The 21,133-nt window shown below is 69.1% G+C and carries 18 protein-coding genes; 10 read left to right on the forward strand and 8 right to left on the reverse strand.

All coding sequences use genetic code 11. From position 1 onward, the window contains the following. Window positions 1-2: 2 nt before the first annotated feature. Genes B0293_RS06940 through B0293_RS06950 form a run of 3 tightly spaced genes read left to right on the forward strand, consistent with a single transcriptional unit; the run spans window position 3 to window position 2,784 of the window. Window positions 3-545, forward strand: coding sequence for a TlpA family protein disulfide reductase (locus tag B0293_RS06940; RefSeq protein ID WP_005150604.1), 543 nt, complete (start codon window positions 3-5; stop codon window positions 543-545). Beyond that, window positions 542-2,371, forward strand: a complete 1,830-nt coding sequence (locus B0293_RS06945; RefSeq protein ID WP_005150602.1) for an ABC transporter ATP-binding protein — start codon at window positions 542-544, stop codon at window positions 2,369-2,371. Before B0293_RS06940 ends, B0293_RS06945 begins: the two co-directional genes overlap by 4 nt. Then, on the forward strand, window positions 2,368-2,784 hold the full coding sequence (locus B0293_RS06950; protein WP_005150600.1) for a S26 family signal peptidase: 417 nt from the start codon (window positions 2,368-2,370) through the stop codon (window positions 2,782-2,784). The genes B0293_RS06945 and B0293_RS06950 overlap by 4 nt, the downstream gene beginning before the upstream one ends. 63 nt (window positions 2,785-2,847) lie before the next feature. On the opposite strand, the gene B0293_RS06955 is transcribed toward B0293_RS06950, so the two are convergent. The 3 genes from B0293_RS06955 to B0293_RS06965 all read right to left on the reverse strand — a co-directional run bounded on the left by B0293_RS06955 (window position 2,848) and on the right by B0293_RS06965 (window position 6,813). After that, window positions 2,848-4,962: an MMPL family transporter gene (locus tag B0293_RS06955; RefSeq protein ID WP_039915340.1), complete on the reverse strand. Its 2,115-nt coding sequence runs from the start codon at window positions 4,960-4,962 to the stop codon at window positions 2,848-2,850. Between the two features lie 109 nt (window positions 4,963-5,071). Beyond that, entirely contained in the window at window positions 5,072-5,740 is a 669-nt protein-coding gene (locus tag B0293_RS06960; protein ID WP_005150595.1) for a response regulator, read from the reverse strand. Beyond that, a complete protein-coding gene (locus B0293_RS06965; RefSeq protein ID WP_005150592.1) occupies window positions 5,737-6,813 on the reverse strand; it encodes a sensor histidine kinase in 1,077 nt (358 codons plus the stop codon). Before B0293_RS06965 ends, B0293_RS06960 begins: the two co-directional genes overlap by 4 nt. A 115-nt stretch (window positions 6,814-6,928) precedes the next feature. On the opposite strand from B0293_RS06965, the gene B0293_RS06970 reads away from it, so the two are divergent. The 5 genes from B0293_RS06970 to B0293_RS06990 all read left to right on the forward strand — a co-directional run bounded on the left by B0293_RS06970 (window position 6,929) and on the right by B0293_RS06990 (window position 11,184). After that, window positions 6,929-7,486, forward strand: coding sequence for a helix-turn-helix domain-containing protein (locus tag B0293_RS06970; protein WP_039915243.1), 558 nt, complete (start codon window positions 6,929-6,931; stop codon window positions 7,484-7,486). Continuing rightward, window positions 7,479-8,366, forward strand: a complete 888-nt coding sequence (locus B0293_RS06975; protein ID WP_005150588.1) for an SRPBCC family protein — start codon at window positions 7,479-7,481, stop codon at window positions 8,364-8,366. Before B0293_RS06970 ends, B0293_RS06975 begins: the two co-directional genes overlap by 8 nt. 10 nt (window positions 8,367-8,376) lie before the next feature. Next, window positions 8,377-9,129 (forward strand): SDR family NAD(P)-dependent oxidoreductase, encoded by a 753-nt coding sequence (locus B0293_RS06980; protein ID WP_005150586.1) that lies wholly within the window; start codon window positions 8,377-8,379, stop codon window positions 9,127-9,129. Window positions 9,130-9,201: 72 nt separating this feature from the next. Beyond that, window positions 9,202-9,699: a DUF3761 domain-containing protein gene (locus B0293_RS06985; protein ID WP_245191816.1), complete on the forward strand. Its 498-nt coding sequence runs from the start codon at window positions 9,202-9,204 to the stop codon at window positions 9,697-9,699. Window positions 9,700-9,756: 57 nt separating this feature from the next. Next, a complete protein-coding gene (locus B0293_RS06990; RefSeq protein WP_005150583.1) occupies window positions 9,757-11,184 on the forward strand; it encodes an MFS transporter in 1,428 nt (475 codons plus the stop codon). A gap of 41 nt (window positions 11,185-11,225) precedes the next feature. Here B0293_RS06990 and B0293_RS06995 read toward each other — a convergent pair whose 3' ends face one another. Both B0293_RS06995 and B0293_RS07000 read right to left on the reverse strand, forming a co-directional pair. Next, the gene (locus B0293_RS06995; RefSeq protein WP_039915239.1) at window positions 11,226-12,779 is read right to left on the reverse strand and encodes an acetolactate synthase large subunit; all 1,554 of its coding nucleotides are present in this window, start codon (window positions 12,777-12,779) and stop codon (window positions 11,226-11,228) included. An 11-nt stretch (window positions 12,780-12,790) separates the two neighbouring features. Then, entirely contained in the window at window positions 12,791-14,173 is a 1,383-nt protein-coding gene (locus B0293_RS07000) for an FAD-binding oxidoreductase (protein ID WP_005150580.1), read from the reverse strand. A 190-nt stretch (window positions 14,174-14,363) separates the two neighbouring features. Here B0293_RS07000 and B0293_RS07005 point away from each other — a divergent pair, with 190 nt between their 5' ends. After that, window positions 14,364-15,152: a Calx-beta domain-containing protein gene (locus tag B0293_RS07005; protein ID WP_005150579.1), complete on the forward strand. Its 789-nt coding sequence runs from the start codon at window positions 14,364-14,366 to the stop codon at window positions 15,150-15,152. Here B0293_RS07005 and B0293_RS07010 read toward each other — a convergent pair. Beyond that, a complete protein-coding gene (locus tag B0293_RS07010; RefSeq protein ID WP_245191815.1) occupies window positions 15,136-18,123 on the reverse strand; it encodes a BTAD domain-containing putative transcriptional regulator in 2,988 nt (995 codons plus the stop codon). The genes B0293_RS07005 and B0293_RS07010 overlap by 17 nt on opposite strands. Window positions 18,124-18,272: 149 nt before the next feature. Here B0293_RS07010 and B0293_RS07015 point away from each other — a divergent pair, with 149 nt between their 5' ends. Then, entirely contained in the window at window positions 18,273-19,259 is a 987-nt protein-coding gene (locus tag B0293_RS07015; protein WP_005150576.1) for a hypothetical protein, read from the forward strand. Window positions 19,260-19,322: 63 nt separating this feature from the next. Here the strand turns inward: B0293_RS07015 and B0293_RS07020 are convergent, their stop codons facing one another. Together B0293_RS07020 and B0293_RS07025 are read right to left on the reverse strand one after the other, a co-directional pair. Further along, window positions 19,323-19,820, reverse strand: a complete 498-nt coding sequence (locus B0293_RS07020; RefSeq protein WP_005150574.1) for a DUF3830 family protein — start codon at window positions 19,818-19,820, stop codon at window positions 19,323-19,325. Beyond that, window positions 19,820-21,070, reverse strand: a complete 1,251-nt coding sequence (locus tag B0293_RS07025) for an aspartate aminotransferase family protein (RefSeq protein ID WP_005150572.1) — start codon at window positions 21,068-21,070, stop codon at window positions 19,820-19,822. Before B0293_RS07025 ends, B0293_RS07020 begins: the two co-directional genes overlap by 1 nt. Between the last annotated feature and the right edge of the window lie 63 nt (window positions 21,071-21,133).

Consider the following 21,133-nt stretch of genomic DNA (forward strand, 5'->3'; position numbering starts at 1 on the left):
GTATGGGGATCCTGATCGCCGTTCTCGTCCTGGTCGGCGCTCTGCTCGTGCTCGATCTGGTGTTGACGTTCGGGGTGATCAAGCGGCTGCGCACCCACTCCGAGCTGATCGGCAAAGCGCTCGAGAACCGCGTTCCCGCGGGGCCGGTGATGGTGTCCGAAGGGAACTCGGTCGCGGATTTCACCGCGCGGACCGTCGACGGTGCCGAAGTCTCGCGGTCCGGCTTCACCGGACAGACGCTCGTGGGATTCTTCGCCGTCGAGTGCGACACGTGTGTCGAAAAGCTTCCCGACTTCGTCGAGCACGCGAAAGACCATCCGCGGGAACACGTTCTCGCCGTGGTCCAGGGAGACCCCGATGGCGCGGCCGGATTCGTCGCCCGGCTGGCGCCGGTGGCGCGCGTCGTCGTCGAGCCGGTCGGAGGCGTGGTCAGCAAGGCCTTCGAGGTGCGCGGAACGCCTGTGGTGGCGATGCTCGGCCCCGGTGGCCGGGTCGTGGCCGCCGGTTTCCAGCCGGAAGTGCTGACGCGCCTGGCGGTCAGGTGAGCGCTCCGGGCCCGCGGTCGGCCGCCGTCGCGCTGGGCGTCGCCTGGACGGCCGCGCCGCTGATCCTGCTGGGCGGTCTCGCGGTCAGCGTGGCGACGGGTGTCCTGCCGGTGATCGTCGCGTGGTTGACCAAGCTGGTGCTCGATCGGGTGGTCGCCGTCGAGGTCAGCCTGGACGAGCTGACCATGCTCGCCGCCGGTCTCGCGGTGGCGGGAGTGTCGGTCGCCTTGCTCGGTGAGGCGGGGCGGTACCTGTCGGCCGAGCTCGCCCGCCGGGTCACTCTGCTCACCAAGGACCGGCTGTATCTCGCGACTGGGCGGCTGGCCGGCCTGACCCGCCTCGAACAACCCGCCTACCGCGACCGGTTGCACCTGGCCCAGCAGCACAGCTACTCCGGGCCCGGCGTGATCCTGGATTCGGTCGTCGGCGGCGTCCAGGCCGCGCTGACCACCGTCGGGTTCCTCGTGTCGCTGGCCGCGGTCAGCCTCCCGGTCACCGCGGTGGTGCTGGTCGCCGCGGTCCCGACGCTCATCACGGAACTGAAACTGAGCAAGCGGCGCGCGCAGGTGCTGACCGGTCTCAGCCCCACGGAGCGGCGCGAATTCTTCTACATGCAGTTGATGACCGGCCTCGACGCCGCCAAGGAGATCCGGTTGCTCGGGCTGAGCAGACTGTTCCGGGGCCGGATGCTGGCCGAACTCCGCGAGGCCAACACGCGACGACGCCGTGCCGATCTTCGTGAGTTGGGAGTCCAGGGGCTGCTGAGCGCGCTCAGCGCCGTCGTCGCCGGTGCCGGGCTGATCTGGGCGGTGCTGGCCGCCGGGCGAGGTCAGCTGACGGTCGGCGACATCGCGGTCTTCACCGCGGCCGTCGCGGGAGTGCAAGGTTCCCTCGCCGGACTGGTCGGCCGGATCGGCGCGGCGCACAACGCCCTGCTGTTGTTCGAGCACTACCGCGCCGTGACGGCGGAAGGCTCCGATCTCCCCGTTCCGCCGGAACCGGGAACGCTTTCGCCGCTCCGGCGGGGAATCGAGTTCCGCGATGTCTGGTTCCGCTACGGGCCAGGGCATCCGTGGGTGCTGCGCGGGGTGAACCTGTTCATCCCTTGTGGACGGTCGATGGCGCTGGTCGGGCACAACGGGGCAGGGAAGAGCACGATGGTGAAGCTGTTGTGCCGGTTCTACGACCCCACCCGTGGAGCCGTCCTCTGGGACGGCGTCGACCTGCGCGACCTGCCGGTCGACGAAGTGCGGCGCAGGCTCGGCGCGGTGTTCCAGGACTTCATGACCTACGAGATGAGCGCGGCGGAGAACATCGCGCTCGGCGACGTCGACGGCGCGGACGAACTGGGGCCCGCCGACGAACGGCTCACGGCCGCGGCCGGGCGAGCGGGAATCCACGACACGCTCGCGAATCTGCCTCGCGGCTACCGGACCCTTCTTTCCCGGAGTTTCGTCAGCGAAGAGGACAAGGACGATCCGGAAACCGGTGTCCTGCTCTCGGGCGGGCAATGGCAGCGAGTCGCGCTCGCGCGGGCGTTCCTGCGGGACCGGCGGGATCTGCTCATCCTGGACGAGCCCACGTCGGGGCTCGACGCCGAAGCCGAACACGAAATCCACACGTCGCTCGCCGAGCATCGAGCCGGCCGCACGAGTGTGCTCATCTCGCATCGGCTCGGGTCCGTCCGGGGAGCCGACCGGATCGCCGTGCTCGTCGACGGCCAGGTCGCGGAGCTGGGCAGCCACGACGAACTGGTGTCGCTGGGCGGTACCTACTCGCGGCTTTTCCGGTTGCAGGCCGACGGATACGTTCAGGAGGTCTCGTGAAGGTCCTGGTATGGCTGGCCCCGGGGGCCTTCGGGTTGATGGCGCTGCGCTGGGTGAGGCGCCGTTGGGCGGTGATCGCCGTGACGGGTTCCAGCATGACGCCGACTTTCCACGAGGGCGACCGGGTACTGGCGCGGCAACGCCCCAAAGCCTTCGCGGTGGGGGACGTCGTCGTGCTCGAGACTCCCGGATCGGGTTCGCCGCCGGTGCGACGGACCGTCAAACGGGTGGTCGCGGTCGGCGGGGACACGGTCCCCGAGGAAGCTGCGGGCCTCGTCGCGGCCGGTGCGGTCGTGCCGCCGCGGCATCTGGTGGTGCTGGGCGACAACCGGACGCTCAGCGCGGATTCGCGGCATCAGGGGTACTTTCCGGTGGACCGGGTCTTCGGCTTGGTGCTTCGCCGTCTCGGCTGAGGATTACCCAAGGACCCTTCATCGCGAAAATCGCGATGAAGGGTCCTTTGCTGTCGTCCGGGGTCAGCGGGACGACGGTTCCAAGGCCACGTGCGGCAGCCGCCGGTCCAGCCATCGCGGCAGCCACCAGGCGCGTTCCCCGAGCAGCCGCATCACCGCGGGCACCACAAGACAACGGATCACGAACGCGTCCACCAGCACCGCGACGGCCAGCCCGAGACCGAACTGCGCCAGCATCCGGTCGGGGTTGAGCAGGAACGCCCCGAACACCACGATCATGATCGCCGCCGCGGCCGTGATCACCCCGCCGGTGGAGGCGAGCCCTTCGCGGACCGCGTGGCGCGCGTCGCCGGTGCGCCGCCATTCCTCGTGCATCCGGGACACCAGGAACACCTCGTAGTCCATGGAAAGCCCGAACACGATCGCGAAGATCAGCACCGGTACGTACGCTTCGATCGGTCCCGGTTGCGCGCCGAACAGGCCGTCGCCGAACACCGCGGTCATCACGCCGAGCGCGGCGCCGATGCTCAGCAGGTTCAGCACGGCCGCTTTGAGCGGGATCAAGATCGAGCGGAACACGACCATCAGCAGCAACGCCGACAACCCGACGACCACCAGTACGAACAGCGGCAGCCTGCCGCCGACGGCATCCGCGAAGTCCACCGCGGCCGCGACGCTCCCGCCGACCAGGTACTTGCCGGGCAGCGTCGGCAGCACGTCGGTCCGCAGCCGTTCCACCAGGTCGGCGGTCGCCTCGTCCTGCGGCGACGACGTGGGGAAGGCGAGGACCGTCGTGACGCCTTGGCCCATCGGCGGCGTCACGTCGGCGATTCCCGGTGTGGCTTCGAGTTTCCTTTGCAGTGCGACGCCGTCGCCGTTCTCGGTGACCACGATCAGCGGTTCGCTGAAGCCGGGACCGAAGCCCTCGGACATCAGGTCGTACGCCTGCCGCGTGGTCGACGTTTCCGGATCCGTGCCCGCGTCGGCGAACCCGAGACGCATACCGAGCGCGGGCAGCGAGAGTCCGATGAGGACGAGCAACCCGAGCGCGAGCGGCACCATCGGCCGCCGCTGGACCGCGTCCCCGAGCTTGCCCCAGGTCCTGCCGTGTTCCCGCTTGGTGGCGTGCTTGCGGATGCTCTTTTCCAGGCGGCGGCCGAAAAGGGAGAGCAACGCGGGCAGCAGGGTGACCGACGCGAGCATCGTCACGAGCACGGTCAGCGCCACCGAGAGCGCGACACCGCGCAGAGAACCGAGGCCGAGCGCGAGCAGGCCGAGCAGCGCGATGATCACCGTGCCGCCGGCGAACAGCACCGACCGGCCCGCGGTGTCGAGCGCCCGTCGTGCCGCCCGCTCGCGGTCGAGGCCACCCAGGATTTCGCCGCGGTACCGGGAAAAGATGAGCAACGCGTAGTCGACGCCGACACCGAAGCCGACCAGCATCATCAGCGGCGCCGTGTAACTCGCGATGTCGACGAACCGGCTGACGAGCACGATCACACCGAGTGTGCTGCCGACGGCGAAGATCGCCGTGATCACCGGGAGCCCGGCGGCGAGGATCGAGCGGAACAGGAAGACGAGGATCACCAGCGCGGCCAGCATCCCGACGCCCTCCGACGGGCCGCCGCTCTCATTGGTCCGCTGGATCGGCTCACCGCCGAGTTCGACCTGGAGCCCGGCGGATTCGGCCTTCTTCGCGGTGTCGACGACGCGCACGATGTCGTCGTACGGCAGATCGTTCGACTCGAGGTCGAAAGCGATGGCCGCGTAACCGATCGTGCCCTCGCGGGAGATCGCGGAAGGGTTGTCGAAGGGGCTCGTCACCGCTTTGACGTGCGGCTTGCCCCGGACTTCGGCGAGCATCGAGTCGATCGGCCCGCGTGCGGTCACGAGCCCGTTGTCGGTCTTGAAGACGATCTCGGCGGTCGCGCCGGTCCGCGCGGGAGCCTGTGCCTTGAACAGGTCCATGATCTGCTGGGATTCGGTGCCCGGCAGGGAATTGTCGTCGTGGTAGGCGCTGCCCGCCAGCTGTGAACCCAGCGTGACACCGATGAGGGTGAGCAGCCAGAGCGAAACGGCGAGCCAGCGGTGGCGCTGCGACCAGCCCGCCAGCTTCGACAGGCCGCCCCCAGGCTGTCTGTCCGGCTGTGTCTCTGAATGAGTGGTGATGGTGTCCATGGCGGAAAGCATCGGCTTTCGCCGACGGCGAATCGTCGGGCTCCGGCGGACACTCCGGCCACAACTTCTGGGTACCCCTAAGGCACTTCCCGTACTACCGGGGTTGTGGTCACGGGGTCAACCAGCGAGGGGTGACCATGCCCGATTCGTAGGCAAGGACGACGAGTTGCGCGCGGTCACGGACATCCACCTTGGTCATGATGCGGCTGACGTGCGTCTTCGCCGTCGCCGGGCTGAGCACGAGTTCCTTCGCGATTTCGTCGTTGGACAGACCGGCCGCGACGAGGCTCATCACCTCGCGTTCCCGTTCGGTGAGCCGGTTCAGCACCGGCGAAGGGGCGGGGCGGGCCACCCGGCCGGCGAACTCGGAGATCAGGCGGCGGGTGATCGACGGCGCGAGCAGCGCGTCGCCCCGGGCGACCACCCGGACACCGTGGATCAGTTCCTCCGGCTCGGTGTCCTTGACCAGGAACCCGCTGGCGCCCGCGCGCAACGCGCCGTAGACGTCCTCGTCGAGGTCGAAGGTGGTGAGGATGACGACCTTGATCCCGGTCAGCGCCGGGTCTCCGAGCAGATGCCGGGTCGCGGTGAGCCCGTCCATCACGGGCATCCGGATGTCCATCAGGACCACGTCGGGTTTGTGTTCGTGCGCGGCTTCGAGGGACGCATGCCCGTCCGCCGCTTCGGCGACGACGGTGATGTCGTCCTCGCCGTCCAAAATGGACTTGAAGCCGGCGCGGACCAGCCGCTGGTCGTCGACGAGCAGGACCCGGATCACTTCTTCACCCGGAGCGGAAGCCGTGCGCGGACGCGGAAGCCGCCGTCCTCGCGGGCGGACGCGGTCAGCTCGCCACCGAGTGCCTCGGCCCGTTCGGTCATCCCGCGGATCCCGTTGCCGGGTTTCGCCGCGCCTCCCCGGCCGTCGTCGTCGATCTGCACGGACACATCATGGTGTGTGTAGCCGATCCGCACCACGACGGTGTTCGCGGCGGCGTGGCGCGCGACGTTGGTCAGCGCCTCCTGGACCACGCGGAAGGCGGCGTGTTCGACGTCGGGCGGCAGATCCCGCGCCGTGCCGTCGATCTCGGTCCGGACGGTCAGGCCGTGCGCGCCCGCCGACTCGGCCAGTTCGGCGACCCTGGCCAGGCTCGGCGTGTCCGCCTGTCGCAGCATTCCCAGCGTGGCGCGGAGTTCGCGCAACGCGTCCTTGCTGGTCTGTTTGATCGTGGCCAGGGCCTCCTCCGATTTCGCCGGATCCTTGCCGTGCAGTGCCGCACCCGCCTGGACGTTGATGAGCGCCAGGTTGTGGCCGAGGGCGTCGTGCAGCTCGCGCGCGATCCGGAGCCGTTCGTCCGCGGCCCGGCGCTGTGCCTCGGCCTCCTTGGTGCGCTCGGCTTCACGGCGGTAGAACGTCACGGCGCCGACCGCGATCAGCGCGATGAACCAGCCCGCCATCAGCAGGAACGCGAAGTTGTCGACCTGCCGTGCGGCGCCGGCCTGTGCCTCGCCGATCGCGACTCCGCCCATCGAGGCCGCCGCGACGACCGCCGCGCTGCGGATCCGCCCGGTCGAGGCGTTGTTGTACAGCGCGAAGGCGAACGCGAGCAGGACGAACCCGTCCGGATCGGTCCGCGGGTAGTAGACCGCGCAGCAGACCGCGGTGAAGATCGCGACCGGGAGCGGGTACCGGCGGCGCAGGAACAACGCGGCGCACGCGAGCACCGCGCAGATCCAGCCGAGGACCGCGTTGCGCGGCGGTTCCGCGCTCGCGCCGAGCGAGACCGCGACGGAACTCGCGAGCACCGCCACGGTGACCGCGATGTCCGCCGCGTACCGACGCAGGATCGCCACACGACGAGAGTAGCGCGATCGAGCCCGATTGACAAAATGGATTTTTACGTTCAAACTTATTTTTGTGATCGAGGATGTGGCGCCGTGAAGGACGTGCTGTGAAAGACGACGTGCAGTGAAAGACGTGGAGTACCTGGAGCGGATCGAGCAGGCGGAGGCGCTGCTGAAGCCCCAGCGGGTGGACGTCCTGCGGCAGCTGGCGGAGCCACGGTCCTGCACCGAGGTGGCGGCGGTGCTGGACCAGACGCCGCAGCGGGTCTATTACCACGTGAAACGCCTGGTGGAAGCCGGGCTCGTGAAGCAGGTGACGGAGCGGAAGGTGCGCGCCGTCAGTGAGGGCGTGTACCAGGCGACCGCGCGTTCGTACTGGCTGTCGCCCGGATTGGTCGGCCGGATCGGTCCGCGGGCGGCGCGGGACGAGCTGAGTCTCGGCTATCTGGTGGACCTCATGGAGGAGGTCCAGTCGGACGTCGCCGCACTCGACAGGACCGCGCCGGAGCTGCCGTCGATCGGTGTCTCGGGCGAGATCCGGGTGGAGCCGGAGCGGCGCCAGGAGTTCCTCGACGAACTGAAGACGACTTTGCAGGATCTGTTCACTCGCTACGGCGGAGCGGAAGGCGACGCCTTCAAACTCGCCGTGGCCTGTTACCCGAAAGGAGAAGCCCGTGACTGAACCGGCGAGCTTCCAGGTGCGCGTGCGCGCGCCGATCGACGAGGTCTGGCACGCACTGATCGACCCCGGTGCGCTGCGCACGTGGTTTTCCGAACACGCGGAAGTCGACTTGCCGTCCCGCTACGAGTTCTGGGGTCGCTACACGCCGGACGGCGAGGTCCCGCGTCAGCGGCTGTTACTGGCCGAGGACAACGTCCTGCGGTTCGCCTGGACCGTCGACGGTACGGAGACCGTCGTCGAACTCGAACTGGCGGAAGACGGAGCCGGAACCTCTTTGTCGTACAGCCAGACCGGCCTGCCGGACTTCGCCGCGCTGATGGCGGACTCGGACTCGCCGCTCGGCATGATGCACACGTTCTGGGCGCTGGCGGTCGCGAACCTGGTCGATCACGTCGAAGGGCGCCCGATCACCGCCCGCTGCGATCTCACCTCACCGGTGATGCGGGAAGAAGTGCGCATCGGCGCGGCGCGACCGGAGGTCTACCGCTCGATCACCGATCCCGCCGAGTTCACGCGCTGGTTCGGCGCGCGGATCGAAGCCGAGATGCGCGTCGGCGGACGCTGGGCGATGGGCTCACTGGAGCAGGACCCGGACCCGGCGAAGATCGTCGATCTGGTGCCCGGCGAGAGGATGACGCTCGCGTACGAGGAAGGCATCGTGACGTCCTGGGAACTCGAGGACTCCGGTGGTGGTACCAAGCTGACGTTCGTCCAAAGTGGATTCTCCGGCGAGAAGCCGCCGTATGGCTCCTGGATGGGCTGGCTCAGTGGCTTGGCGGAGCTGCGCCGGTTCCACGAGGTCGACATGTGGCTCCCGATCTGGGTCGACGTCCACCTCGACGGAATGCCCGAAGGGCTTATCGCACTGGATGGGAAGTAGGGAGGATCCGATGTTGCTCGAAGGCAGGAACGCGATCATCTACGGTGCGGCGGGTGGGATCGGGAGCGCGGTGGCTCGCGGATTCGCCAGGGAGGGCGCGACGGTCCATCTCGTCGGCCGCACGCTCAAGAAGCTCGACGCGCTGGCCGGCGAAATCCGTGCGGCGGGCGGGAAAGCGGAAACGGCGGAGTTCGACGCCCTCGACGAAGCGGCCATCGACGAGCACGCCGCTTCAGTGGCTTCTTCGGCGGGCAGTGTCGACATCTCGATGAACGTCATCACGCACAACGACGTCCAGGGCACCCCGCTGGTCGAAATGTCGTTGGCGGACCTCGAAAGCCCGGTACGCACGGCGGTCCGGACCAACTTCCTGACCGCGCGGGCGGCCGCCCGGCACATGATCGGGCAGGGATCCGGGGTGATCCTGATGTTCGGTGGCGACGGCGATCCGCTGCCGGGATACCACCTCGGCGGATTGCAGGTCGCGTTCAGCGCGATGGAAGCGTTGCGGCGAGGGCTGGCGTGCGAGCTCGGACCGCAGGGCGTCCGTGTCGTGACCCTGCGTACCGGCGGGATTCCGGAGACGATTCCGGCGGGTGCCGGGCTCGACGACGCGATCCGCGACATGGTCGACGCGACGATGCTCAAGCGAACGGCATCACTCGAAGACGTCGCCCGTGTCGCCGCTTTCGCCGCGTCGGATCATGCACGCAGCATGACGGCGACGGCGCTGAACATCAGTTGCGGCACGATGGTCGACTGACCTCCCGCCGGAAGTAACACCGGCGAACGATCTCCCGACTACGCGGCACTACCACGTGCCGGGGAGGCCGTTATGCCGAAGAGAACGACGAAGCTGGGTATGGCCCTGGCGATCGGGCTTCTGGTCGCCGGGGGGTGCGGTGTCGAGACCGGACCCGCCGGGCGGGTCACGACGCAGAGCAGTTCGACGACACAGAGCACTTCGACAACGCAGAGCAGTTCGACACCGGCAAGCAGCAGCTGGGCGGCGCCGACGACCACGGACACACCTACTTCGGCACCTCAGCAGTTCGTTCCGCCGAGCACGACCGCCGTCGCGGTGCCGAAGCAGGTCGATCCGGCGCCGTCGAAGACCCGCCCGAAGACGACGCCCACGGCGAAGGCGCCGAATCTGGCGGAGTGCGGCAGCGACTACTACCGCAACACCGACGGTGTCTGCGTCCACCGGCCGGCGACCGGACCCGGTGCGGCCAACGGCGCGACCGCCCTCTGCAAGGACGGTTCCTATAGCTACAGCCAGAATCGTCGCGGTACCTGTTCCGGACACGGTGGGGTTCGCACCTGGTTGTGATCCCGTCGGTCAATCATTCACTCAGGAGGGTGGTGCTGTGTAAGGTCGGATCATGGGATGCGCAAGGTGAAACCGGTCGGACGGGCACCTTCGCCCAGGATCTTCGTCGTCGTGCTCGCCACCTGCGGTTTGGTGGCCTCGTTCATGCAGACGCTCGTCGTCCCGCTCATTCCGGCGTTTCCGCGGCTGCTCAACACGACCCCGTCGGACGCGTCGTGGGTGGTGACGGCGACCCTGATCGCCGGAGCCGTGGTGATGCCGGTGAGCGGCAGGCTCGGCGACCTCTACGGTAAACGCCGGTTGCTGCTGATCAGCCTGGGTTTCCTGGTCGCGGGCTCGGTGGTGTCCGCGTTGACCAGTTCGCTCGCGCTGATGGTCGTCGGCCGGGGACTGCAAGGCTGCGCGATGGGCGCGATCCCGCTGGGGATCAGCATCATGCGTGACGAACTCGCGCCGGACCGGGTCGGCGCCGCGATCTCGGTGATGAGTTCGACGCTCGGCGTCGGCGGCGCCATCGGGCTCCCGGTGTCGGCGCTGGTCGCGCAGAACGCCGATTGGCACGTCCTCTTCTGGGCGTCGGCGGGGCTCGGGCTCGTCTGTGGCCTGCTGATCCTGTTCGTGGTGCCGGAGTCGCCGGTGAAGACACCGGCGCCGTTCGACTACCTCGGCGCCGTGGGGCTGACGGTCGGGCTCGTCTGCCTACTGTTGCCGATCGTCAAGGGCGGCGAATGGGGCTGGGGCAGCGGTCGCACCCTCGGTTTCGCCGGGACCGCGGTGGTGCTCCTGCTGGTCTGGGGCGCCTATCAGCTGAGGCGCCGCGATCCACTCGTGGACCTGCGGGTGTCCGCCCGGCGGCCGGTGCTGTTCACCAACCTCGCGTCGATCATGATCGGGTTCGCGCTGTACTCGATGGCGTTGTCGTTCCCGCAGTTGCTGCAGGCGCCCGGGTCGACCGGTTACGGCCTCGGCCTGACGATGGTGCAGGCCGGACTCTGTCTGGCGCCGAACGGGCTGGTCATGTTCCTGCTGTCGCCGGTTTCGGCCAGGCTCATCGAGCGCTACGGACCGCGTACGACGCTGATGGCCGGTGCCACCACCATCGCGACCGGGTACGTCTTCGCGACCGTGTTGATGGACAACGCCTTCGAGCTGATCACGGCGTCGATCATCATCGGTGGTGGCGTCGGCATCGCCTACGCGGCCATGCCCGCGCTGATCATGGGCTCGGTCCCGGTCACCGAAACGGCGTCCGCTAACGGGTTCAACTCGCTGATGCGCTCCGTCGGCACGTCGACGTCCAGCGCGGTGATGGCGACCATGCTCGCGTCGCTGGCGATCACCGTGGGCGGGGTCTCCGTTCCGTCCGCGACAGGGTTCCGGCTGAGCTTCGTGGTCGCCGCCGGTGCGGCACTGCTGGGACTCGTCCTGACCGCCTTCGTCCCGAAGCAACGCCAGCCCGAACCGCTGGTCGCGTCGGTTCGGTAACGCCCCCGCGTGCGATCTCAGCGCACGCGGGGGCGCTCCGCTCAGAACAGCGTCGGAACGATCGCGTCGATCAGGTGCGGTCCCGGCTCGGCGAGCGCGCGCTGGAACTGTTCGGCCAGCTCCTCCGCGGTCGTCGCCCGGGTCGCCGGGACGCCCATGCCCTCGGCGATCTTGACGAAGTCCATGTCCGGCCGGGAAAGGTCGAGCAGTTCGTTCGCCTTGGGGCCGCTGGCGTCCGCGCCGACGCGCTGCAACTCCAGCCGCAGGATCGCGTACGCGCGGTTGTTCAGCAGGACCGTGGTGACGTCGAGGTTCTCCCGCGCCTGCGTCCACAGCGCCGAAATCGTGTACAGCGCGCTGCCGTCGGACTGCAGGTTGATCACCGGCCGGTCCGGTGCGGCGACGGCCGCCCCGGTCGCGACGGGCATGCCGTAACCGATCGCGCCGCCGGTCAGGGTCAGCACGTCGTGCCGCGGCGCACCCGCGGTCGCGGCGGGCAGCAGCAGACCGGAGGTGTTCGCCTCGTCGGCGATGATCGCGCGCTCCGGCAGCAGCGCGCCGATCACCTCGACCCAGTTCTGCGGCGTCAGTGGCCCGGAGGGCAGCGCCGGCCGCGAGGCCTCTTGCAGTACCGGTTCCGTCTCGGTGGCGACCAGGTCCGCGACGTCGTTCAGGGCGCGCGGGACGTCCTGCCCCACTTCGGCCAGCACATGGACCTGCGCGCCTTCGGGGACCAGATCGCTCGCCTTGCCGGGGTAGGCGAAGAACGACACGGGCGCCTTCGTCCCGGCGACGATCACGTGCTTGATCCCGTCGAGCTGGTACGCGACCTGCTCGGCGAGGTAGCCCAGCCGCTCGATCGTCGGCAGGCCTTCGCCGCGCTCGAGCCGGGCGGGGAACGTCTCGACGAACGCCTTCACCCCGGTCGCGGCGGCGATCCGGCTGGTCGCGCGCAGGCCGGCCTCGCGGCAGCCACCGCCGCCGACGAGCAGTGCCACCGGCTCACCACTGGCCAGCACTTCGGCGATGGTCTTCACCTTCGTCGCGTCGACGACCTGCGGGATCCGCGGTGGGATGGGCGCGCAGGTCTCGCCGCCGTCGCCCCAGGACGCGTCGGCGGGGAGGATCAGCGTCGCGATCTGCCCGGGGGAATCCTGAGAGGCCGCGACCGCCGCGGCGGCGTCGGCACCGACGTCCTTCGTGTGTTCGGAGCGGCGGACCCAGCCCTGGAGCGAACCGGCGACGGCTTCGATGTCCGATTCGAGCGGGGCGTCGTACTGCTTGTGGTAGGTCGCGTGATCGCCGATCACGTTGACGATCGGGGTGTGCGCGCGGCGCGCGTTGTGCAGGTTCGCCAGCCCGTTCCCCAGTCCCGGGCCGAGGTGCAGCAGCGTGGCCGCCGGTTTGTCGGCGATCCGCGCGTAACCGTCCGCGGCGCCGGTGACGACGCCTTCGAACAGGCCGAGCACACCGCGCATCTCGGGCACGGTGTCGAGCGCGGCCACGAAGTGCATCTCCGAGGTGCCGGGATTCGAGAAACACACATCGACGCCACTGTCGACGAGCGTGCGGATCAGGGACTGGGCGCCGTTCATCTCACTCACTTTCAAGCCCTCTCAGCGAAAAGGACGCCGGGGTTGAGGATCCCGGCCGGGTCGAAGGTCTCCTTGATCCGGCGCATCAGCGCGATCTTCGCCGGGTCCTCCAGGTCGAGGAAGTAGCCGGCCTTGGCCTTCCCGAGGCCGTGCTCGCCGGAGATCGCGCCGCCGAGTTCCATGCCGAGCGCGAAGATGTCGGTCAGCAGTCGCTTCCGCTTCTCCGTGTCCTTGCAGAAGATGGCAAGGTGGACGTTCCCGTCGCCGGCGTGTCCGCAACCGAGCGCGCCCGCCTCGCGCGAGAGCGCCATTTCCCTGCTCCGGCGCATGAACTCCGGCATCGCGGACCTCGGGACCACCACGTCGATGACGTCGTCGGCACCGGCGGCCTTGGCCGTCCAGAACGCCTTCTCGCGGGCCTCGATGAGCTTGCGCGCCGAAGTGCCTTCGAGCACGTACACGTCCATCGCGCCGAGGTCGCCCAGCATGCCGCCGAGTTCCTCGATGTCGGCGTGCAACCGGTCGTTGTCCCGGTTTTCCAGTGCCACCACCAGATATGCCTGGGCGGTGTCGCGGATGGAGTCCGGGACACCGAGGCTGAGCTTCTCGTTGTAGCTGATCGCGGCGAGCGTCAGGTTGTCGATGTACTCCAGGATGTGCGGCGAGAGCCCGCTGGAGATGATCTTCGGGACGACGGTCATCACCTCGTCGAAGGTCTCGAACGGGGCGAACACCGTGGCGCCGTGCGGCAGGCGCGGGTGCAGCTTCACGATGACCTCGGTCGCGATCGCGAGCGTGCCCTCGGAGCCGATGATCAGCTGCGTCAGGTCGTATCCGGTCGACACCTTCGAGGTCTTGCCGCCGGTCCGGATGATCTCGCCGGTCGGCAGCACCGCCTGCAGGCCCACGACGTTGTGCCGCGTGACGCCGTACTTCACCGCGCGCATCCCGCCCGCGTTCGTCCCGACGTTGCCGCCGACGCTCGCGCTCAGCTCGCCGGGGTGGACGGTGTAGCCGAGTCCCGCCGCCGTGGTCTTTTCGTCCAATTCGGACAGTGTGACGCCCGGCTGAACGACCGCGACGTGGTTCTCGGTGTCGATCTCCAGCACGGCGTTCATGCGCTCGAAAGAGATCACCAGACCGTCTTCGCGGGGCTGCGCACCACCCGAAAGCCCGGTTCCCGACCCTCTCGCGGTCACCGGCACGCCGTGTTCGCTCGCGGCCTTGAGCAGCTCCGCGACCTCCTCCGCGCTTCCCGGTTTCGCCAGGTGGGCGGGCCGCTGTGGGCTGACGGTCAAAGCCTCGTCGTGTGCGTAGTCCTCGGGGATCGCTTCGCCTGAAAGCAGATTCGTGTCCCCGACGATCTCGGCGAACCGTGCCGCAACATCGCCCATCGACTGCCCTTTCCTCACGCGTCTTTGCCTGGTTACCGAAGCGTAGTACGTCATGGGCGGCGATGGCCATGAATCATTTTCATGTTTGCTTCGAGCGGTCACAACCTCATGACAACCTCACTCGGTTACCCATGTCGCAGCGGGCCACGGCGGCCCGCCGGAAGGGGTGGGACGCTCGATGGGATCAACGATGAGACGGATCGCGGCGCTGGGGGCGGCGGTCGCGGTCACGTTCGGACTCGCGGTACCGGTGGCCGAAGGCGGGGAAGCGGGCTGCACGGCGCCCGTGGTGAACGTCAGCGGCGTCAGCCAGGCCGAAGGGACGAGCGCCGGGTACACCACTCTTCTCTTCACCGTTTCCGTCGACGACGGTGGCTGCGCGCCGCAGGGCTCGGTCGAGTACCGGACGATCGAGGGCAACGGGTCGCCGGTCGATCCGGCGTTCACCGCGAAGGAAGGGGTCGACTACCTGCCGAGCGCGGGCACGCTGACCTGGTCCGGGACCGCGAACACGCAGACCGTCGCGGTCAAGGTCCGTGCCGACTCCCTCGTGGAGAACGACGAGATGTTCTCCCTGCGCCTGTACGGCGAGAAGGGATTGCGGATCGGGCACAGCGTCGGAGTCGCCTGGGTGGCCGACGACGACTCGACGAAGACCACACCGCAGATCACCACCCAGGACGGTGAGATCTGCTGGTCGATCCCGCCCAACTTCGCGCAGCCCACCTGCAAGGTGCCGCTCGTGCTCTCCCGACCGTGGCTCGCGGGACCGCTCACGGTCCGCTACCGCACCGAAGGCACCGGCCACGTGCCGGTGAAGGACGGTGTCGTCACCTTCCAGCGCGGTGAGACCAGGGGATACGCCGAGTTCACGGTCCTGCCCGGCCAGCAGGGCAGGGCGCGGGTCGAGTTCTTCGAGCCGTCACAGGGCAAGCTCGTCTACGCGACCTCGACCGTGGTGATCAGCCCCGCCCGGTGACGAGATCGGCGTCGGCCGTCGCGTTCGCCCGCCGGTACAGCTCGATCGCTCGAGCCCAGTGGGCGGCCGCGGCGGCCGTGACGCCGCATCGCGCCTCGAGGTCACCCAGGTCGCGGTGCAGGTGGGCCTCCTCGTACGGGTCCGGGACGCTTTCCCGGACCGCGAGGCCTCGCTCGAGGTTCTCCCGCGCCGCGGCCAGGTCGCCGAGTCCGAGATGGGCCCGGCCGAGCCGGTCGAGCGCGGCCGCCTCGCTGTGCCGGTTCCCGACGTCGCGGCTGATCAGCAGCGCCTGGTCGAAATCGTCCCGTGCGGCCCGGAAGTCGCGGCGGGCGAGGTGGACCTGGCCGGCGTGCAGCAGCGATTCCCACTCCTGCCACCGGTCGCCGATCGCCCGGGACGCGGCCAGCGCCTTGCCGAGATGCTCCAGCGCGACGTCGTGATCGCCGAGTTCCTCGTACGCCTCGCCGAGGGTGTCCAGAGTGGCGGCTTCCAGCCTGGCGTTGCCGAGTTCACGGAACGTCGCCAGCGCGGCCGCCAGCGGGCTGAGACCGTCCATCGGCTGGCCGCGCCGGACGTAGGCGTGGCCGAGGTTGCGCTGGGACAGCGCGCGTCCGAGCCGGTTGCCCGCCGAAGTGCACCGCTCCACCGCAAGCCGGTACGCGGTGATCGCCTCGTCGAACCGGCGCAGCGCGGCGTAGGCGTTCGCGGTGTTGTTGTAGATATGCCCTTCGCCTTCGAGATCCCCCGCGGCGCGGGCGGCCTTCAGCGCGCGGGCGTTGGTTTCGAGCGCGTCCGTCAGACGACGGGTCATGAAGTAGGCCGCGCCCAGCGCACGCAGCATTTCCGCCTCGGCCAAGGGATCGTCGAGTTCGGCGGCCGCCGCCGCTCCTTCGCGGCAGAGCCCGATCCGCTCGTTCCAGCCGCCCATGGTGTCGTAGAAACTGGTCAGCAAATAGGTGAGCTGCCAGGCGGCGGTGTTGCGGCCGTGCTCGCGCGCGAACCGCACCACCGGCAGCAGGTTCGCGCGCTCGGCGCCCAGGAACGCCAGCGCCGCACGCCGTTCCGCGGGGAACGGGCGCTCGGGCTGAGGGTGACGCAGCGCCGGGGTGACCAGATCGCGGTTCGGGTCGATGATCCGGTTCGCCTCGGCGGCGACGTGCAGGTACCAGTCGATCAGCCGGTCCGCCGCCTCGGCGCGGCTCGACGCCGTCTCGTCGGCGCGGGCGCACGCGACGGCGAACTCACGGATCAGATCGTGCAGGCGGTGGCGATCCTGACCCGCCGGGGTGATCAGGTGAGCGGCGGACAACGCGGCGACCGCGGTCCGGCCGGCTTCGGCGGGCACCCCGCACAACGCGCTGCCCAGGGCCGAGCTGAACGACGTCCCCGGGATCAACCCGGACAGCCGGAACAGGTGCGCCGGGTCGTGCTCCAGCGGCAGATAGGCGCTGGCGAGGACGGTTTTGACGGTCCGGGAATCTCCTTGCACGGCAAGGGTTTCGAGTCGGCCGACGCCGGTCAGCTCATGGGTGAGCTCCGCGATCGGGCGGCTCGGCTCACCACTCAGGCGCGCGGCGGCGATCCGCAGCGCCAGCGGCATCCCGTCGCACAGCCTGGCCAGCCGCGCGGCCTGCGCGGGTTCACGGGCGACCCGGTCCGGGCCCAGCACCCGGGTGAGCAGGGTCATCGATTCCGTGTCGGCCAGCGCGTCGAGAGCGAACACACGGACGGCGTGCCTGCTGCCGAGCGCGGCCAGGGTCTGCCTGCTGGTCACGATCAGCAGCGCCTTCGCCGTCCCGGGGACCAGCGGAAGGATCTGATCCACGCTGCCCGCGTTGTCGGCGACGATCACGCACCGCCTTCCGTGCAGCAGCGAGCGGTAGAGCGCCGCGCGTTCGGCCGTCGCGTCGGGCAGCCGGTCGTCGGGGAGGCCGAGCCCGCGCGACAGATGCGCGAGCGCGTCGCCCGGTGTGATCGCTTCGTGCGGGTCGTGCCCGGCGAGGTCGAGGAAGAGTTGGCCGTCGGGGAAGTGGTCCGCGATGCGGTGCGCCCATTGCACGGCGAGCGCGGATTTGCCCATCCCCGCCGCGCCGGAGATGACCACGACCGGCGGCTCGGGTTCGTCGAGAAGCCTGTCGAGCGAAGCGAGTTCCTGCTGCCGTCCGGTGAAGTGCCCGACCCGGGCGGGGAGTTGTGCGGGCGCCGTGCCCCGCACCGGCGCGTCGAGTTCGGGCGCGCGGCGCAGGATCGCCGTATGCAGTTCGACCAGGTCCGGGCCGGGATCGACGCCGAACTCGTCGGCAAGTCCCCGGCGCACCGCCTGGAACGTCTCCAGCGCCTCGGCGTGTCTTCCGCAGCGATGCAGGGCGAGCATGTGCAGCGCGGCGAGCCGTTCGCGATACGGCTGCTCGGCACGGAGCCGCGGAAGTTCCCGGAGGACCTCCTCGTGGTCGCCGAGCCTGAGTTCGGCGTCCCAGAGTTCTTCCCAGGCGGACAGCCGCAGTTCCTGGAGCCGTTCGACTTCGCGGAGCCCCCAGCCGTCGAGTTCGGCGTCCGCGAAGGCTTCGCCACGCCAAAGCCGCAACGCGTCGCGCAACGCCGTCACCGCTTGGCCGGGATTGCTCCGCTTGGCGGCACGGAGTTCTTCCTCGAAACGGAGAGCGTCGACTGAGGACGGTGCGACCGTGAGGACGTACCCGGGTTTGCGCGTCAGCAGAACCGGAGGGAACCCGCAGTCCTCCAGCGCCTGACGGATCCTGGCGACGTGGCTGTGCAGGGTCTTCACCGCGGTACGGGGCGGATCCTCACCCCACAGCACGTCGACCAGCCGGGGGATCGGGACGACGGAACCCGCGTGCAGGGCGAGGACGCCGAGCACGGCTCGCTGGCGGGCGCCGTGCAGCTCCGCCCGCCCGGTGGGGCCGATCGCTTCGACCGGGCCCAGCACCCGTAATTCCCCTGGCCCGGGCACCCTGCTCCCTCCGGCATGTGACCACGGTGAGCGTATCCGGGCGAAGACCCACCGAAATCGGCCAATTAGGGCACACGATCTCCACAACCCCGCCACAACCCGGCTGACCGACGGTCAACAGGTCGAATGTTTCGCCCAAGGAGGGAAACATGATCAGCAGGAATCCGCGGCGTCGTCGAACGCTGCTCGCCTCGGCCGCTTTGGCCGTCGCGACGTTGTTCGCGGGTGTCGCACCGGCGGTGCAGGCCGCACCGGAGGCTCGGAGCGACGTCTTCATCCGGGACAACGGATCCGATTACGGCTACGAGGCCTCGTCCGGTTCGCTCTACTCCAGCCCCGACATCCGGGTGTGTTTCTCGGCGACGGTGCTGTGCGCCACCGACGATCCGATCGTCCAGGGGAGCACCGCCTACATCCATGTCACGCTGAATCGTCCCGGCCCGTACGGGGATGGGTACGAGAAGGGGAACCTGCAGGTCTGGTACACCAAACAGGGCACCGTGGCCCAGTGGCCGAACCAGTGGAACTACATCGGCTCGAAGCTCGACGTGGATGTGCCCTACGGCACCAAGACGGTCGTCATCCCGTGGAAGGTCCCGATCGGCTCGCACTTCTGCCTGCTGGCCCGGTGGCTTTCGCCGACCGACCTGCCGACGGAGGGCGTCAGCACGTCCCTCAACACGCGGAACAACAACAACATCGCCTGGCACAACGTGAACGCCGTCCCGTTCAAGATCAAGGTCCCGGTGATCCGGCCCATCGTGTTCGGCTGGCACGGTCCTGACCCGACAGCGGTCGGCGACATCGTCTTCACCCAGCCGGGCAAGCCGTTCACCGGCCCGGGACGGATCACCATCGACCTCGGTCCTGATCTCGCCGCGCGCTGGCGGGCAGGCGGAGCGAAGGGTGAGGGCATCGAACGAGTCGGCGAGACCGAGCTGGCCATCGTGAACCCGCAGCGGGCCCGGATCAGCGGGCTGGCGTTCAAGGCGGGCGAACAGATCGACGCCAAGCTGAGCTTCACCGCCGGAGCCGAGGCGGCCGGTGGTCAGTACACCGTCCACGTGACCCAGGTCGACCAGCGGGGCGAAGAGGTCGGTGGCGTCGAATATCGGCTCGCGGCCGAACGGCAGTAAGCCAGGGAGGGGTGCCGGCCCGTGGGCGGTGAGGGAGGGGAACCCTCGCCGCCCACGGGCTTTTCACGCGCGTGAGAACGAAAGCGTCTCGCCCTCGACACCTCGCAGCCAGAGGTCCTGTGCGGCTTCCGCCATCTCGGCCAGTCCTTCCTCGATCGTCGCGAACACGTTGCCGGGCACCCAGCCCGCGTCGCCGTTGATCAGCAGGTTGTTGCGGCCGTAGAAGATCGCGAGATCCGTGGCTCCCTGGTCGCTGTGCGCCTCACTGTCCTCGTCGTAGCCGTACGCCGGGTTGCCGATCTCCCACGCCTCGAACCCGAAGTACACGACGTCGCCCGGAATCGGCGTCACCGTGGGGTTTTCGCGGCCCGGCTTCGGTTCGGCGAAGGGCGGCACGAGGGTGTAGACCTCGTTCCGCGCGTACTTCGCGTGGTAGGCCGAACCGCTTTGCGGCAACGCGTCCCAGACCGCGCGGCAGGTCCGCGGCGCCTCGGCGTCGAGCAGCCTGGCCCGGCAGGAGACCCCGCGCTTGTCGAGCGTGATCGTGATGTAGCGGGCCATCACTCGACCCCCGCCACGACGTCACCCCAGATCCGCAGCGCTTCGTCGACCTGTTCGGTGTCGACGATCAGCGGCGGCACCATCCGGACGACGTTCATGTACGCGCCGCACGTCAGCAGCAGCAATCCGTTGGAGGACGCGGCCTTCTGCGCCGCCTGGGCCTTCGCGGTGTCCGGCTCGCCGTCCGGCGTGGTGAATTCGGAGCCGACCAGCAGCCCCAGCCCGCGGACGTCGCCGATCGACGGCGACTTGTCCGCGATCACCCGGACACCTTCGAGCAACTGGCGTCCGCGTTCGGCGGCGTTCTCGACGAGACCCTCCTGCTGGATCACCTCGAGCGTGGCTATCGCCGCCGCGCAGGCCACCGCGTTGCCGCCGTATGTCCCGCCCTGGGAACCGGGGAGCGCTTTCGCCATCAGCTCCTCCGATGCGGCGATGCCGGAGATCGGGAAACCGCTCGCGAGTCCCTTCGCGATGAGCACGATGTCCGGGCGCACCCCGAAGTGCTCGTGCCCCCAGAACCTGCCCGTCCGGCCGAAGCCGGTCTGGATCTCGTCCATCACCAGCAGGATCCCGTGCTTGTCGGCACGCTCCCGCAAGCCGGCCAGGAACGCGGGGTTCGCCGGGACGTACCCGCCCTCGCCGAGCACCGGCTCGATGAAGAACGCGGCCGTCTCGTTCGGCGCGCAGACCGTCGCGAACAGGTAGTCGAGCTCGCGCAGGGCGAACTTCGTCGCGGTCTCCTCGTCCCAGCCGTAGTGGAAGGCGTACGGGAAGGGCGCGACGTGCACACCGGACATGAGCGGCGAGATCCCGGCGCTGAACCGGGTGCCCGACGTCGTCATCGTCGCGGCCGCGACGGTCCGGCCGTGGAACCCGCCCTGGAAGACGATGACGTTGGGCCGCTTGGTCGCCTGCCGCGACAGCCGGAGCGCCGCCTCGACCGCCTCGCTGCCCGAGTTCGAGTAGAAGAGGGAGTCGAGGCCTTCCGGCAGGACCCCGCCCAGCTTCTCGGTCAGCTCCAGCATCGGCTTGTGCATGACCGTCGTGTACTGCCCGTGGATGAGCTTGCCGACCTGTTCCCGCGCGGCGCTCACCACGTGCGGGTGACAGTGGCCGGTGCTGGTCACGCCGATCCCGGCGGTGAAATCCAGGTGACGTTTGCCATCGGTGTCGTAGAGGTATACCCCTTCACCGTGGTCGACCACGACCGGCGTTGCCTGCTTGAGCAGCGGTGATAGCTGGGCCATGGGCTGCGCTCCTAGGTCGGCTGAGCTGTTGTCGATTGTTGACAATATCCATAGCATGGCGTT

This window comes from Amycolatopsis azurea DSM 43854 (assembly GCF_001995215.1).
Classification (GTDB): Bacteria; Actinomycetota; Actinomycetes; order Mycobacteriales; family Pseudonocardiaceae; genus Amycolatopsis; species Amycolatopsis azurea.